Origin of the sequence: Paucisalibacillus algeriensis, from assembly GCF_000577245.1 — a bacterium.
Lineage (GTDB): Bacteria > Bacillota > Bacilli > Bacillales > Amphibacillaceae > Ornithinibacillus.
In genome coordinates this window covers 176114-191841 of sequence record NZ_CBYO010000020.1, presented here as the reverse complement: position 1 = coordinate 191841, position 15728 = coordinate 176114, and the positions used below count along the sequence as shown (strand labels likewise).

Here is a 15728-nt window from a genome sequence, read left to right as displayed (position 1 = left end):
TTATATTCCCCTTTTATTGAAATGGTTTGCCGGAAAACAGATAGAAGCCAAAACAAACGACATGGAAAGTGATGACAATCGACACCACTGTCATTACTCTTCCTGTTGGCCAGCGTTTATGTTTTTTATTCCAGGTCTCGAAGATATTAAATCCAGCCATCATCAAGGCGTGATATGCACCATATACGATGTACTGAATCGCTAATCCATGCCATACTCCCATCAGCAGGAACAGCAGGATATAACCTAAATTCGAAACGAGCATTTTGTTCTGTATCCATTTTTTCTTCTTCATCAGAAAGACGAAGCGCATGAACACATAATCCCGGAACCAGAACGATAGTGACATATGCCATCGGTTCCAGAAATCCTTGATGTTGCGGCTGATAAATGGCTTATTAAAGTTCTCCGGTGAACGGATTCCCATTATATAACTGACTCCAACTGCAAACGCCGTATAGCCGGCAAAGTCGAAGAATAGGTACAAGCTATAGCTGTACATATACAACAGATTATTGGTAAACTTGCCATCCGCTATGTAATCTAGATTTGCAATGAAATACGTATTGATGCTATAGCCAATAATAAATTTATACAAAAATCCAATGAAAATCTTATTGATCCCTTTATAAAGCAGGTCCTTGTACTCCTCTGGTGTCCAACGCTTTTCTTCATCCTTTTGGAACCTTCGGAAGCGATCAATCGGACCTGATGAAATTGTCGGGTAAAACAGCATAAAATTGACAAGCTGAAAAATCGAGAGCTGCTCTTTAATCAATCCATCTCTTGTTTCAATAATGATTTGGACCGCTCGGAATGTCAGATAGGAGATACCCAGAAAGCTTGCCCAGTTATCCACGGCTAAAATAGGCAAAATCTTGGATAAAATCAAAGGCATAATCGACAGAAAACTAATGATATAGAATACGAGACTGCTATTCTTTGCTTGTCGATACGTAATATAGCCTTTGACCAGTACAACCTGAAGGATGGTGAAGACTACTAACGAGAAGAAGCCTTCGTTCCCTCCTGAAAATATGATAGCCAATACAACAATAGTGACGAATACATTGTAATAACGCAGACGCTTGCCCATTACGCCAAGAATCATCGTCGGCAGTAGCAAGATACCTAGAATAATAAAGAAAAGGAAAGAGCTATATGGGGTCATGCGAATACCTCTTCCTTCATTTTCTTACGGTCTGCTTTCCCATTCATCGTCATTGGAATAGCAGTATGATACGTGAATTTACGCGGGATCATATATGCCGGCAAGCGCAAAGCAAGATCTTTTCGAATAGCAGCTGTTAGTTGGTATTCCTTCTCAAACTTATGATCCCCCGGTACTACTGCCGCAATCAAGTATTCAATTTCCTCGCTTGGTGCATAAGGGATAATAATAGCAGCCTTAATATACTCAGACTGATTAAGATGGAACTCAATCTCTTCCAGCTCCATCCGGTAGCCATGCAGCTTGATTTGATAATCCAGTCTGCCTTGGCAGTACACCAACCCGTCCCGAATAATACCGGCATCTCCGGTACGATAGGCGTTCATTCCGTTTACCATGCCGAATGCATTTTCTGTCAGTAACGGTTCACCTAGATAGCCTTTTGACACACTTGGCCCCGCAAGGATAAGCTCCCCTTTTTCACCTTCAGGTAGCGGATTGCCTGAATCGTCCACAACGAGAATGCTCATATCGGATTTTGGATAGCCGACCGGCAGTGCTTTCTCTTTAGCGAGCAAATCCTCCGTAATTTCAATTGACGTCACAGCAACAGTTGCTTCTGTAGGCCCATAGGTATTAAAAATCCTTGCTCTTGGGAAACGTTCTTTCAGTTCTTTGGCTACAGCTAACGGTAGTACTTCACCACAGAATAGAAATACCTCAAGCTCAGGAAGCATCTTTTGATTAAAGTCCGGATTTGGAAAACACATTTGCACGAAGGATGGCGTTGACGTCCATATTTGTAATCCAGAACGACTCAAGTTTTCAAACATAATCTTCGGCTTATTGGTTACTGCCTTCTCCAATGCATGAATGGTACCCCCGCTCTGTAGAGCTGGGTAAAAGTCCATTACTGACAAATCGAATGAAAAAGGTGCTTGATTCAAGAACACCTTTCCTTGACCTAACGGAAAATCATCTGTCATCCAATCGGTAAAAGACTGCAGATTTGCTGCGGCTATTTGCACTCCCTTTGGATTTCCGGTACTTCCGGATGTATAAATGATATAAAAGACTTCATCAGGCTTAACCCAGTAACCATCACTAATAAGTTCTTCTTGTTCCAGTTGCAGTCCCTGCACGTCTAAAACAGTGACATTATCAAAATCCAACATGCTATCGGTTGTATTAATTACCAATCCTGCACCTGATTTTTCTACGATAAGACGAACTCGCTCCATTGGGATGGATATATCTACCGGTATATAAGGGTGACCAGCCTGTACACAGGCGAGGAACGAAATTGGCATATCCATTCCCATATGACCATACACAACAACAGGCGTCTGCCGCTCGGGCTGGGTAGTATGTATTAAACTTGCTAACCTGCTCGATCTGTCCCATAGCACTCTGTAATTCAACACCTCGTCCTCTGTACGAAATGCGATCTGTTCGGGGTTTCTTGCCGCATGCTGTGCAATCTGTGTTAAAAGTTTCATAATTTTATCTACTCCATTTAGAAATCATTGTAAATATAGTTACCTGTATTGGCTGTATGGAAGCCGTATATCAAGAATAAGGTAATAAGAATTGCAAGATAAAAACAGGTATGTAAAACAAAACGAACACCATTGTTTGTATAAAGTTGCTTGAGCTTATTCATCTTCTCTCTTCCTTTTATTCAAATTTATATCCGGTCCCAATCACAGTACGAATATGATGTGATTCGCAGCTTAATTTAGCTCTCAGCTTTTTAATATGTGTATCAACAACTCGACTATCACCATCGAAGTCCAGCCCCCATACATGATTCAAAATTGTTTCGCGTGAAAGGACATTATTTTTATGCTGAATCAGGAACACCAATAATTCATATTCCTTTGGCGTCAATTCGACTTGTTGTCCCTCAAGCTGAAGCTGATGGGACTTCGTATTTACGATTGCCTCACCGAAGCTGAGCATATGACCAGTCGGCAGGTATTGTTCCGTTGCCCGTTTCATTAAAGAATTAGCACGTGCTACTAACACTCTTGGGCTAAACGGCTTCGTAACATACTCATCAGCCCCGAGTTCAAACCCATGAATTTTATCATCGTCACTGGATTTAGCTGTCAGCAGAATAATTGGTACACCAGACCTCATTCGAACCTGCTTGGTAACAGCAAATCCATCCATTTGTGGCATCATGATATCGAGAATGACTAAATCTGGATAAATGGCATCAAACCAGTCGATTGCACTACTGCCATTATCCGTTTCATACACGTCCCAGTCGTCCTGTTTGAAATAATCAGCTACAACTTCTCTGATTCTCACTTCATCCTCGACAAGCAACACTTTCTTCCCCATCGTGAATCTTCCTTCCAATTTGTATATATAGTAACAAGACTATATGTCTTTCATGTGTCCTCATAAGCAATTAGTCCTATTACTTAAAACGAACATAGAAACGCACACCGTCAGGCATATTTTCCGCACCGTATTGAAATCCATGCAAATCTAGTATTTGCTGAACAATTGCCAACCCTAATCCTGTACCGCCCGTCAGTCGGCTTCGTGAAGATTCGGTCCGATAGAAACGTCTCCAGATCTTATCCAGCTGCTCCTCTGGTATTTGCGTGCCTTTGTTTTCAATTTTGAACACACTGTCTCCGCTCTCCTGATCTAATTCGATTCGAATCACAATGACAGAATCAGGCTCACTGTGCCGGACCGCATTAATAAGAAGATTCTGCATGACTCGTTCCAGCCACTCATAATCGGCCAATATATGCTGTTCATTCTTTGGCATGATTTCAATTACGACTCTTTTCTCTTTTGCTATACAAAATAGTTTATCTGCTAAATCCTCAATCATTTCACTGAGCAGAAAAGATGTTTTTCTTAGTTTAATTGCACCGTTCCCCAACTTAGCCAAATCAAGCATATCTTTGATCAGCACTTCCATCTTGTCTGACTCCTCTATAATCACTTCTACATAGTGGTCTTGCTTGTCCGGACTAACACCATCCTGCAGCCCCTCTGCGAAGCTTTTGACAATACTGAGCGGTGTCTTCAGTTCATGTGATGCATGCTCGAAAAACTCCCGCTGCTCCTTTTCCATCTGCACACGTCTTTCCACATCCTGCTTCAACTTTCCATTCGCTTGTTTCAAGTCATTTAAGGCAACATCCAGATTTCGCGCCATGATAAGCATATTGTTTGAAAGGCTCCCCAGTTCATCCTTCTGCTTAATCGGCTTCGTCGATGAGAAGTCTAGAAGCACCATTTTCTTCGCCATTTCATTGAGCTTAATCAGTGGTCTGCTAACGAGACGAGAGAAGAATAACGACAGCAAAAGGATGAGAACGAAGCCCGCTATTCCGATATATACATAAAATAGTTGAAGTGCTTCATTGGTATCTTTGATTTCTTGAAGCGATGAGACAGATAACATATATTGCATTTCTCCATCTTTCTTAAATGGCTCAATCAGTACTAAATTATGTTTGCCACTCCATGATTCTATCCAATCCAACTGCAGACTTTCCCCTTTGGAAAGCTGCTTTAGCTGCTCATCCTCTAACGGGAACCATTCCAGTAGCGCATCATAGAGAATTCCTAGTCCACGATCAATCATCCCAGCCTTAGGCAGGGAAATGCTTTTTACTTTCCCTTCGATTGTCACTTCACCCTCAACCGGATCTTCACCGACACTAGATTCATCCTTCGTTATAACAGATGGATAAATGACTGAAGGAACATTAGCATCTGCTTCACCTCTTACGGTCAATGTATCTCCCTTTGTGATATTTAGTGCTCGAATCTGTTGTCCGTAATTGGTGACGAGTATAGAAAGCGATACTTCTACAACTTTGCCATCTCCTATTTCTAGCATGATATTAAACGGATCCTGTACCAACTGATAACCTTCTGCATCTACAATCGTCAACGGACTTTTCGTCTTCCTCATGTATGCGATTGTCTGTTTTGTCAGTTCCGATTCGCTCCAGGAATTTTTCTCATAAACTTCTACTAATTGATGTAAGTGCTCTGCTGCTTCTTTCGTTTTATGATGCTGATAAAAACGATCAAAGAATACTAGCTGAAATATCATAATCATGGCGTAAAACGCCACAAAGAATAAAGCTGTTACAGCGAATAATTTAACGGTGATACCGCGTTTTCTCATGTTATACTCCTTCATTTCGTACGACAGTTTATTAATAACTTAAGCTATGGGTATGTTTTTTGTGTGTCCATATACTACCTTCCATATAGTAAACATTATTTTCGAGTTTTGAAACCTTTTTTATACTCAGGTATATCACCAGCAAATATTCCGAAATGATGGTGACATTGGAACTAGCTGCAGAAGATTAGACAAACTTGCTGACTTTATAGATGCACCCTATCCTGAATATATTTTCGGTTCCGATATCGTGGCAAGAACACCTATTGAAGTATTGTCGCAAACCTATTACCTCGATAAAAAGAAGCAGTACGAAACCTTGCGTCCGCTTAACAATCAGGCGATTGTCATCGGACTGCTAGATGCAAGAAAGTCGATAATAGATTACTATATTTATAAGATGGATAAATTGGCAGAAGAGGTGAAGCCCCGATGAATTTAAGAGAGCACAAAAGCTTTGTTCGTTTTTGGATTGCATCGACAACTTCAAGCTTTGGCACATATATTACAACCCTGGCTCTTCAGGTATTAGTGGTTGATAATATGGGAGGCAGTGCTATTCATGTTGGCTGGGTTTCAGCATCTAGATGGCTTCCTTACGTACTTTTGGGATTAATAGCGGGGGTTTTGGTTGATCGTTTTCACCGAAAGACTGTATTGGTGGTAACGGATATGGGGCGCGGCATTATACTTACCTTCATTTGCTTATTGTCTATCACCGGAGTAATCAGTATTGGCTGGCTAATGTTCCTGCTGGTGCTCTTTGGTGCTTTGTCTCTTTTTAATGATAGTGCCTACCAATCCTTTGTGCCACAATTAGTTCCTCGTCCATTATTAACACGTGCAAATGCACGGTTAGAACAAAGCTCAGCTGTTGCGGAAACGAGTGGTCCAGCTATTGGAGGTGGACTTGTCTCATTAATTGGTGCACCATTTGCCCTTCTTTTTGATGCGTTATCGTATTTGTTTTCAGGTTTATTAATGGCATCGATTAAACACCAGCCCTTAAAAAAGGTAAAGACTGGACCACTTGGTCAGCAAATCAAGGAAGGTTTGCGATGGGTCTACCAACACCAATACCTTCGTACACTCGCTTTAAACACGCACGCCTGGTTTTTATTTCATAGCATGACGATGACGATCCTAGTATCCATTGTTTTGATTGAGCTTAGCTTCGATGCCTCACTCCTTGGGTATGTCCTCGCCGCTGCAGGTGTTGGTGCTGTTGCAGGGACCTCACTATCTCCTCGAGCCGGTGTGCGCTTCGGTGTCGGGCGTGCAATGGCTTTTTCACGAATTCTCTATGGTCCAGCAGTTATATTGATGGCTCTTGCTCCAGCAGCTAGCAACACCGAATCGCAGTACTTACCTCTCATTTTTGTGGTTGTAGGGCAGCTATTGTACGGCTTTGCCATGGGAATCGAGGGTCCTCTTGAGATGGGATATCGACAGTATGTCACACCATCCCACCTGCAAGGTCGAATGAATGCCACACTGCGATCCATCAACCGTAGTGCCGTCGTTATCGGCGCTCCACTAGGAGGTATCCTCGCTGACGGACTAGGTTTCATACCGGCTTTATGGATTTCGATAGCTGGACTAACTTTCTGTGGACTATGGTTCAGTCTATCATCGATGCGGAAAGCTCGAATAGAAGATGACGAAATTTAAATATGCATTAAACTAATAAGGATATGACTGACTCATATAAAAAAATATAAAGTAAAGGTTTATAAATGCAAAAAATGACAAACTTTTTTACATAACTTGTTATTTTTGCCTTTTGATTTTTTCCAACATTAAACCTTATTTACTTATGGTACGGTTCATCCAAATGCATTGGTAATATATATGAACATATTTAAAATTCCATTGTATAGTAATTATATGGAAAAATAAGTTATCTATTATGGAGATTGTATTATGCCAAAAAATGATTCTACCAATTTCGTTTTGAATGCAAAAAGTAAACAGTTTTACTGGGAAGGTAATGGTCAACTGTCCATTAAAACATTCTTTAATGGTAAAGCCCATTATAAGACTAACAAAGGCTTCTTTGCTGTTGAAGAGAGTAGATACCTACTCCTCAATGAAGGTACATACACAATTTCAATTGAAGAACCTAAAGTTGTAGAATCCTTTTGTCTTTTCTTTAAAGATGGGTTTGCAGAAGAAGTCCTTCATTCCTTAAAAGAAACAAATGAGCGTCTTCTAAGCGATCCGTTTAAAGATACAAGTTCAATTGGCTTTTTTGAAAAAACCTATCATAAAAATAATATTCTATCTTATCAACTGGAATATTTCATGCAGATATTACCCAGTCTTGATATTGATTCCGTTGGTTATGAGGAACAATTCCATAAGATAATGTATTCTATTTTAAATGAACACTTAAATACATATACAGAAATCAAATCATTACATGCCATTCGTAATTCTACACGTGAAGAATTATATAGAAGGGTAAGTATAGCACACGATTATATTAGATCTTATTTTAATCAACCGATAAAACTAGAGGAAGTTGCTAAAGTAGCTTGTTTATCTCCTAACCATTTACTAAGAACTTACTCTCAAATTTATGGTAGAACGCCCCATCAGCATATTTCAATATTTAGAATACAAAAGGCAAAACAATTACTAGCAGAATTAGACCATAATATGACCGATATAACCTTTGAACTTGGATTTCAAAACCCTGTATCCTTTAGTAAAATGTTTAAGCAACATGTTGGTTTATCTCCTAAAGAATATCGAAAAAAAGTGAGATTGGATAAGAAATTATAAGGGAGATTCTTTATTCTTATTAGGAATAAGAAATTTGAAGGGAGAAATGTATTATGGATACTACAACGATTAATAATGTTGGGCAAATTGGAATACCTGTAAAAGATATAAATAGGGCACTGGATTTTTATAAAGATAAACTAGGACTCTCTCTATTATTTAACACGGATAGTATGGCATTTTTTGAATGCGATGGCATGAGGCTCATGTTAACACTTCCAGAAAAAGAGGAATTTGCTCATACAAGTTCGGTTATTTATTTTCAAGTAAGTAATATTAAAGATACTTATGAGCGCTTAGTAAGTAAAGAAGTTATTTTTATCGATGAACCCCATTTAGTAACGAAAATGGGACAAACTGAAACATGGATGGTATTTTTTAAAGATACAGAAGATAATACTCATGCATTAATGAGTGAAATACAAGTTTAAGAAAATCAAAAGGAGACCGTCTAAATCACACGAATGGTCTCCTTCAATTTAAATTAGACTTTTTAATACTTCTTTATCTAGAATTACATCTACCCTCTGCTTTACCACTATTTGTTATACGGTTCACCGTGACGTATCTAAATGAGGTTTTTTACTACTTCCGTCAAAACTTCTGTTACTTAGCAGTATAGCCGCCATCAACAAGAAGTGTTGTACCATTCACAAAACTAGCATCATCGCTTGCTAAGAAAAGAACTGCCTTCGCTATTTCTTCAGGTTTTCCTAATCTGCCTTGTGGATGAAGAGAAGCTAAATATTCTTTAGTTTGAGAATCAACATTGGTTAGTAAAGGAGTGTCAATATAACCAGGGCAGACTGCGTTAATTCGAATACCCTCTTTTGCATAAGCCGTACATAAGTTTTGTGTTAATAGCTTCACCCCGCCTTTTGCAGAGGAATAGGCCGTTGGATTTGGCAATGCAACAAAACTATGAATAGAACCTGCGTTAACAATAACACCGCCTGTGCCTTGTTTAAGGAATTGTTCAATCGCATATTTATCAGAAAGAAACACTCCTGACAAATTAATATCAATGGTCCGTTTCCATTTGTCATAGGATAATTCATGGGCTGGTGCATCATCAGCGACTCCAGCATTTGCATAAATAATATCTAATTTACCGTATTTATTCACCGTTTCATTAATCATCTTTTTGATTTCTTCTTCTTTTGTTACATCTGTTTTAATAAATAACGTATCATATCCATTCGCATTTAACTCTTCTGATAGGTTTTTACCTCGTTCAGCAAAGTCAGCAATGACCACTTTTGCTCCTTCTTTCGCAAAAAGGCGAACAGTTGCTTCACCAATTCCGCTAGCTCCGCCGGTTACTATGGATACTTTGTCTTTTAATTTCATATGAATCTCTCCATTCCAATCTAGAATTCAGGCAATATTTTGGACTTCTTCCAATCTTTATCTGGCTGTGGCTCCACCATCAATCACAAATTCTGTAAATGTTGTGAAAGCTGATTCATCCGAAGCAAGAAATAGTACAGTGTTTCCTACATCCCCTACAGATCCTAAACGTCCTAGAGGAAATAAGTCTTTACCTCCGCCGGTTATAACAAGCACACATCCTTTCATTTTAAAAATCATGTAATTAAAATAAACAAAGAATCTTTTTTTTATTTATTATCGTCCAAAAAAGATTCAATTATTTGTCACAAATCCATCTTACTCCTTTGAGTTTGAAATACTATCCTACAAGATGCTGTATAATATTAGTGTCAACACCCTCCATTTATAGTATACATTTGTTTGAAGGAGAAGAAGTTTCTTATGAATCAGCCAATTCAAAAGTATGAAGAAATTACGTTTCAACAATTTGTATTGTTTATCAAAATTCATAGCAAACAGATTGAAGAAAATATCAATACCTATCTAAATCTAGAAGCTTCCATTTCAGAGACAGATCGAAAAATTCTTGAGGCACTGCTGCAATCATTTTTACAACTATTAACTAATCCTAACATTGAAGTTAGCAAGGAAGATTATGCGGACCACTTAGATACTTGGCTTCAATCCCAGTTGTCTATTTTAAATAGGGAAAATTTTAACCTGTTTCAACTGCTTTTCGAGAAGTCGCTAATTACATTAATGATTCAAATAAAACATAACCGTATCTTTGTTATATTAATGTTTTTATTATCTATTTTTACTTACCTTGTCCAGAGTTATAACAAATGGGCAGATGAGAGTTTTTCAGAAACCACCAATAAAAATTCCCATGAAAATAGAGAACTTAAAAGACTCCAAATGTTAGACAAATTAAATAAGCTCCTGATTCGCTCTTCAGGAGCTCAAGACTTACCGTATATATTAAAAAAGTGTGAAGATTATTTTCATTATAAACGATGTGTTTTTTACGCTTATATTCCCTGGTCAAATCAATTCTATGGTGTTATAGGTGCCGAACTTCCAAAGGTGCAGAGCATGAAAGGGCAAATAAACGAGGAGAATATCCTTTTTAGTTCAACAAAACCAATTTATTTAAAGAGTCCTAAAAATTATATAAAAGAGGAGCATATCAAATTATTTAATCTGTCTTCCATTATTTTTTTACCGCTCACCCATAAAAATCAATTGTTTGGGTGGCTTACTTTTGATCAGCTAGGGGAAGAATTTGATTGTTCGAAAGAGGAATTAGCTTTACTCGAGCAAGTGGGGAAACGGCTTGGATTATTTTTATCAAGAAAAGGAGAAGCGGCAACAAAAACCTCAGACCTTCATTTAACTGAAAGGGAATCCAATATTCTTGATTTGCTTGCAGAAGGATATGACAATAAAACAATTGGTGAATTATTGTTTTTAAGTGAGTATACGGTGAGAGATTATGTAAGCAGTTTAATGACTAAACTAAAAGCAAAAAATAGGACCCAAGTGGTTGCCTGTGCCTTTCGGTTAGGATTATTACATTAATTCTCAACCTAATTAACATCTTTATCATTAATTAATTGTTAATAGGGGATCAATTTGTAGATTTGAATTAATATTACACTTGAAAAGCGTTCTATTTATTTAAATAGAACGCTTATAATAAAACATCATTTACTAATGATAAGGCTCGCCGTAGTAATATAGGAGGCAAAAAAACGAGCATTGGGAACTGTGCTTCTCAATGCTCATTTGAATTATTCAACATTCGTAGTGACTTGAGTGCGTATAATTTAACATTACAAAAACTAATTCAATCGATGTACCAATTCATATTTATTTCCGCAAGGATCTTCAAAATAGACAGCGTAATAAGTTGGGCTAATCGGGAATAACCGGGGACCGTCGTTTATGGTGCCGCCATTTTCCTTGACCAGTTTCGCAATATGATCGACTTCAGCCTGATCATTCGCCCAGAATCCAATAATATTTTTATTAGGCTTATGTTCTTGGTCTTCTGTAATCGCAAAATAAGCTGCACTAGGCAAATCTCCTTCGGCAGCATATACCTTCCAATTCAAGCTGTGAAAGGTACGCGTAAACCCTAATTCAGGAAGAAGTTTTTCATAAAAAGGCATGATACTTTCTAAATGGTTCACTCTAAGATCGATATGACTAAACTTATTCATAATACTCCATCTCCTCTTGATCATTGACATTGCTTGTTTTCTGCCTGATGGCACTGAGAACGTCCTCCCAATGCAGTTTCATTTGTTCCCGCGTGTTCGGATGATCCAAATTTTCTTGATGGAAGCTGATCGTTGTTCGATTAGGATGATTAGATAGCAGCCGGATTTGCAGCGTGGACGGCTTCTCCCAATCCTTTTTGCTCCACCTTAAGCGAAGCTGCCTAAAAGGCTTTACTATCCTGAGCTGACCCGAAATCCCCTCATCGGATGCAAAAATCTCTCCCTCGTTAAATGCAAGAGACGATACGTTCCCAATCCACAATTTTACCCCTTCGGGAGAGGTTAGAAACGACCATACGTGTTCTGGTGAGATTGGGAACGACCTCCTTACACCGACTTGGAAACCTGCAGATACCGTTTGACCAACAAGCTTGCGTGATTCAATATTCTGATGTTTCATAGTGACACCTCCATCAATTTGTTAGTTACCACTCACTATCTATATTTCAAAAAATTAAGGGCTTAACGCCCTGACGAACAAATCGATACTTGATCTCATAAAATCTTGCTTGGATATTTTTGTAATCTCAGACCCAACAAACAACTGCGAAATGAATGCTCCGTAATTCATCCACATGAAAGTGATCGCTTGCATCTCCGCATCTGTTGAAATCAGTTTGTTCTTTCTTTGCATGTCTATGAAATAATTCGTCAATAACTCCAACAGTTTCCGAGGATGCTTCTGTGCCTTTTCGCGGACTTCAGCCAATTCATTATCGCTCAATACAATGATGAACAATTTTCGGTTACACTCCATTATTTCATGATACATTTGGCTAATCATGAGCAAGTCCGTTCTCAAGTCCCATATCACTTTCTCGCTAAAAATTTTGGTCATTTCAATCGAATAATGAAAATGGTCAACTGCTTTTTCCAGGAGGTTTTGCTTACTCCCGAAATTACGGAACAATGTCATCTCACTGACGCCTGCCACTGCTGCAATTTCTTTCGTAGATACGCCTTTATAGCCTTTTTCAGCCATTAGGTCAATTGCTGCGTGCATCAATTTAGCTTTATTGTCCATAATCATCTTCTCCTCCATAATTACCTTCCCAGTTCGATTCAGCGCATTGTAGTTAGTACTCACTAACGTAGTGTCTTAATAATAAAGTCATACTGCTGCAATGTCAATATCTTTAAGGTACTTATTGTGAAATAAATTTATGATTTTCCATCTATTTTTACACACCGACGAACACTTGAGCCTGTGGGGACAACCGGGATTCGTCCCTATTGGAATAGCTATAGTCCGTCGGATTCTAGAATGTGGATACTGTATAAAAAAACTTGATGGGTTTTTCCCTAAGAATCTCTATTCAATTATAAGACCTTTATCATCGGATTAGATACTTACGAAATTAATATTATTTTGTAAATTGTAGGTAGAATCACGACTTTCGAGGAAAAGTAATTCATCCCACCTTACTTCCCCTTCATTCTCCTGTGCCGCTTATTATACGTACGCAAGAATGGTTAGAGCCTGTCGATGATGAAACTTAAAATAAATTATAAAACAAATGCACCCGAATCAATTGCTTCGGTGCATTTTCCATGCGTCTAGTGTGGCAATCCTATCTTTTATCACATTCAATACTACATCCCCATTTCTTAATATGTATTTCAACAACGCTCGTTTGTCATTTATCATCGTCATCCAATATTGTCTCATTGGAAGTCCTCCTCACTTGCTGAAAACGGTGCTATACTACAATACTCTTGAAGCCAAGTACTCCTTCAATAGTTCTGCTGCATCCATTTCGGCATTGTCCCGCACATTCTCTCGTGGCTCCTTCTTATTTCGCTTTCTCTCCGTAAACCATGCTGGAACAACCTCCGCCTGAAGACCTCTTTGATTCATAAAATGCATTAATCTCTTTTATATAATTCATCTATGTATCTTCCTTTCTATGAATGGGTGGGGTCAGTCCCCACCCTATCTATTTTTCAAAACTTTTCAGTACATCGGAAGCCTGCAGTTTCTTCCTTGCCTCCCTGGACCAGCTCTTCACCGCATCCACACTTACCCCCTCTCGCTCAGCGATTTCCTTCAGGGATAAACCATGAAGGACATAATGATAGACCCACTTCCACTGATTAGGAGTGAGAATCCGCCTTACTTCATCCCAGAGCTCCGTATCCGCTACCTCAATACCCTTAAGAGATAATATTGGAGCAGGGCTAGTTGTCGAATGATTCCCATCATACTTATCAATGCTTTCCTTCTGAATATAAGCTTCTGTAATTTTCTGTTCCCGAGACTTACTCCGAATCATATCAATCATGCGATTTCGGATGGCAAAGTTAAAGTACGTTGCAAGTGGCCCTTTATCAGGCTGGTATTTTTTATAGGCAAGCCACATGGCATAAAGTCCCTCTACGTAGAACTCATTATGCGGATCTCTGATTTGTAATTTGTGAATTTGATAGTGAATTCGGTTTTCATTTTGCTTGAAGATTTCTTCAAAGGTAAATTTCTTATCCATGTTACACTCCTCTCACAAGCATTAATGCGCCGGCACCATAAGAATAGAATGCGTATAGGAAGTTGTCACATGGCCTAACTTTTGCCAAACTCACCTAGAAATTAAATTTTCCAGTAGGAAGATAAAATTTTGATGAAAAAAATGTTCCCAAAATTAGACTTTAGGAAGGGTTTTGCAAGTTAAGTAGTTTTTTGAAATTATTATTGAATCGAAAAAAAAAAACACAATTAAATTTCCATCTTCTGTAAAAATCCATACGTTCGTTTGTGGTCGGTTGCTAGTAATCCAATGAAAATGGGTACAAAAAGGGACGTGCCCAGGTGGATAAAAAGCAGCTAAAATTCATATCTGAACTATTCGGTAATGAAATTAGAACATATCGAGTAATTGAAAAAGATAAGACCCAAGAAGGATTTTCGCAGGATTCTGGAATTGGTCCAGAACATATTGGTGAAATCGAAAGAGGAGAAAAATTGCCACGTATTGATACCTTATTACGATTATATAATGCAGGGATCGATATCAATCGTGCTTTTGACCATATATTAAAGGAATTGGAAGACAGAGGTATTGATATTAGGAAGGACAAGTAGTGTTATGTGTACAATTCTTCCCCATTATGAAATAACGGAACAAACCATGGCATTAATTCCTGTAAGCCATCCAAACTACCATACCATTGCAATCGAAGTAAATCAGACGTTACACATAACCAAAACCCCTTTTGAGATTATCAAAAGGGGTTGCTTGGATAATTTTAGTTCGCTTGAAGGGAGAAGAGAATCGGTTACCCATCTCACTGGATTCAAAAGAAAAGCACCAATTCCAATTAGCGTTTACCGCAATATCTTTGTCTTCCCGACACATGCTGTTTTGGATTGGGAATGTTGTTGGTTATTTTATCAACATGTGGAAAGTATTGTGAAAAAGAAGCTGGATGACACTCAATCCATAGTTATATTTAAGAACGGGACTGAAGTTATTGTGGAAGTACCTAAGCGGGAATTGATTAAGCAATTGGACAAAACTAGCTTACTATCAAATTTAAGTAGTGGTCTTAGAGGCTAATTTGCTAAAGAAGTCGTATTTTTTCATGATTTCATTGTAGGTGCCTTGGTCTTTAATAGTAAAGATGGTGTATGGATTGTAGCATTTTAGGTGAACGACTGTGTTTAGTTCATCTAGGAAGACTTGGTCTTTCATTTTATAGAGTCTTTTGCATTTTGGGCAGTGTAGACGGTCGAAGTGGTGGTTCATTTTATTTCCTCCAATCAAAAAGGTTCTTATAATAAATTAAGTTCAACAAATTTATCAAATTTCCTTCTTAAGTAAATAAACTACATAAATAAGCTTTATTTAATTGGTGGTGTCTAGTGTTTAATATGTGTAAAGAAAACAACATTTCCCCTTCATAAAGAAGTACAAGTTGAATATTCTATTTTTTTTAAATAAAAGAAGGAAATATAATCCATTTTGTCGAATCTAATTAGTAATTAGAA

General features: G+C 38.2%; 19 protein-coding genes. 6 read left to right on the top strand and 13 right to left on the bottom strand.

Going from position 1 to position 15728, the window contains the following annotated elements; translation table 11 throughout:
- Positions 1–13 precede the first annotated feature (13 nt).
- The 5 genes from dltB to TY11_RS15050 form a co-directional block, all read right to left on the bottom strand.
- Entirely contained in the window at positions 14–1171 is a 1158-nt protein-coding gene (dltB, locus tag TY11_RS15065; RefSeq protein ID WP_042147923.1) for a D-alanyl-lipoteichoic acid biosynthesis protein DltB, read from the bottom strand.
- Positions 1168–2670: a D-alanine--poly(phosphoribitol) ligase subunit DltA gene (gene dltA, locus TY11_RS15060; RefSeq protein ID WP_042147920.1), complete on the bottom strand. Its 1503-nt coding sequence runs from the start codon at positions 2668–2670 to the stop codon at positions 1168–1170. The genes dltB and dltA overlap by 4 nt, the downstream gene beginning before the upstream one ends.
- Positions 2671–2687: 17 nt before the next feature.
- Positions 2688–2834, bottom strand: a complete 147-nt coding sequence (locus tag TY11_RS20190; protein WP_081755936.1) for a teichoic acid D-Ala incorporation-associated protein DltX — start codon at positions 2832–2834, stop codon at positions 2688–2690.
- Between the two features lie 14 nt (positions 2835–2848).
- Entirely contained in the window at positions 2849–3520 is a 672-nt protein-coding gene (locus TY11_RS15055) for a response regulator transcription factor (RefSeq protein ID WP_042147917.1), read from the bottom strand.
- A gap of 79 nt (positions 3521–3599) precedes the next feature.
- The gene (locus TY11_RS15050) at positions 3600–5342 is read right to left on the bottom strand and encodes a sensor histidine kinase (RefSeq protein WP_042147915.1); all 1743 of its coding nucleotides are present in this window, start codon (positions 5340–5342) and stop codon (positions 3600–3602) included.
- A 432-nt stretch (positions 5343–5774) separates the two neighbouring features.
- Between TY11_RS15050 and TY11_RS15045 the strand changes: the two genes are divergently transcribed.
- The 3 genes from TY11_RS15045 to TY11_RS15035 all read left to right on the top strand — a co-directional run bounded on the left by TY11_RS15045 (position 5775) and on the right by TY11_RS15035 (position 8560).
- Complete coding sequence (locus TY11_RS15045) at positions 5775–7013, top strand: MFS transporter (protein ID WP_042147911.1); 1239 nt, start codon at positions 5775–5777, stop codon at positions 7011–7013.
- A gap of 252 nt (positions 7014–7265) precedes the next feature.
- A complete protein-coding gene (locus tag TY11_RS15040) occupies positions 7266–8129 on the top strand; it encodes a helix-turn-helix domain-containing protein (protein WP_042147907.1) in 864 nt (287 codons plus the stop codon).
- A 53-nt stretch (positions 8130–8182) separates the two neighbouring features.
- The gene (locus TY11_RS15035) at positions 8183–8560 is read left to right on the top strand and encodes a VOC family protein (protein ID WP_042147904.1); all 378 of its coding nucleotides are present in this window, start codon (positions 8183–8185) and stop codon (positions 8558–8560) included.
- 175 nt (positions 8561–8735) lie between these two features.
- On the opposite strand, the gene TY11_RS15030 is transcribed toward TY11_RS15035, so the two are convergent.
- Positions 8736–9479 (bottom strand): SDR family NAD(P)-dependent oxidoreductase, encoded by a 744-nt coding sequence (locus TY11_RS15030; RefSeq protein ID WP_042147902.1) that lies wholly within the window; start codon positions 9477–9479, stop codon positions 8736–8738.
- A 57-nt stretch (positions 9480–9536) separates the two neighbouring features.
- Positions 9537–9695: an SDR family oxidoreductase gene (locus tag TY11_RS20185; protein WP_369797416.1), complete on the bottom strand. Its 159-nt coding sequence runs from the start codon at positions 9693–9695 to the stop codon at positions 9537–9539.
- 207 nt (positions 9696–9902) lie between these two features.
- Between TY11_RS20185 and TY11_RS15025 the strand changes: the two genes are divergently transcribed.
- On the top strand, positions 9903–11042 hold the full coding sequence (locus TY11_RS15025; protein WP_042147898.1) for a LuxR C-terminal-related transcriptional regulator: 1140 nt from the start codon (positions 9903–9905) through the stop codon (positions 11040–11042).
- 263 nt (positions 11043–11305) lie between these two features.
- Here the strand turns inward: TY11_RS15025 and TY11_RS15020 are convergent, their stop codons facing one another.
- The 6 genes from TY11_RS15020 to TY11_RS15005 all read right to left on the bottom strand — a co-directional run bounded on the left by TY11_RS15020 (position 11306) and on the right by TY11_RS15005 (position 14229).
- Positions 11306–11686 carry a VOC family protein gene (locus TY11_RS15020; protein ID WP_042147895.1) on the bottom strand — a complete coding sequence of 127 codons (381 nt, stop codon included), beginning with the start codon at positions 11684–11686 and terminating at the stop codon, positions 11306–11308.
- Positions 11679–12146, bottom strand: coding sequence for an SRPBCC domain-containing protein (locus tag TY11_RS15015; protein ID WP_042147891.1), 468 nt, complete (start codon positions 12144–12146; stop codon positions 11679–11681). Before TY11_RS15015 ends, TY11_RS15020 begins: the two co-directional genes overlap by 8 nt.
- Before the next feature lie 54 nt (positions 12147–12200).
- Positions 12201–12788, bottom strand: coding sequence for a TetR/AcrR family transcriptional regulator (locus tag TY11_RS15010; RefSeq protein WP_042147888.1), 588 nt, complete (start codon positions 12786–12788; stop codon positions 12201–12203).
- Between the two features lie 486 nt (positions 12789–13274).
- Complete coding sequence (locus tag TY11_RS20455; RefSeq protein WP_155982712.1) at positions 13275–13415, bottom strand: hypothetical protein; 141 nt, start codon at positions 13413–13415, stop codon at positions 13275–13277.
- Positions 13416–13451: 36 nt separating this feature from the next.
- A complete protein-coding gene (locus tag TY11_RS20450) occupies positions 13452–13604 on the bottom strand; it encodes a hypothetical protein (protein WP_155982711.1) in 153 nt (50 codons plus the stop codon).
- 79 nt (positions 13605–13683) lie between these two features.
- Entirely contained in the window at positions 13684–14229 is a 546-nt protein-coding gene (locus tag TY11_RS15005; RefSeq protein WP_042147885.1) for an RNA polymerase sigma factor, read from the bottom strand.
- Positions 14230–14549: 320 nt separating this feature from the next.
- On the opposite strand from TY11_RS15005, the gene TY11_RS15000 reads away from it, so the two are divergent.
- Together TY11_RS15000 and TY11_RS14995 are read left to right on the top strand one after the other, a co-directional pair.
- Positions 14550–14822, top strand: a complete 273-nt coding sequence (locus TY11_RS15000) for a helix-turn-helix domain-containing protein (protein WP_042147883.1) — start codon at positions 14550–14552, stop codon at positions 14820–14822.
- Between the two features lie 4 nt (positions 14823–14826).
- Complete coding sequence (locus TY11_RS14995) at positions 14827–15297, top strand: competence protein ComK (protein WP_042147880.1); 471 nt, start codon at positions 14827–14829, stop codon at positions 15295–15297.
- The last annotated feature ends 431 nt before the right edge of the window (positions 15298–15728 follow it).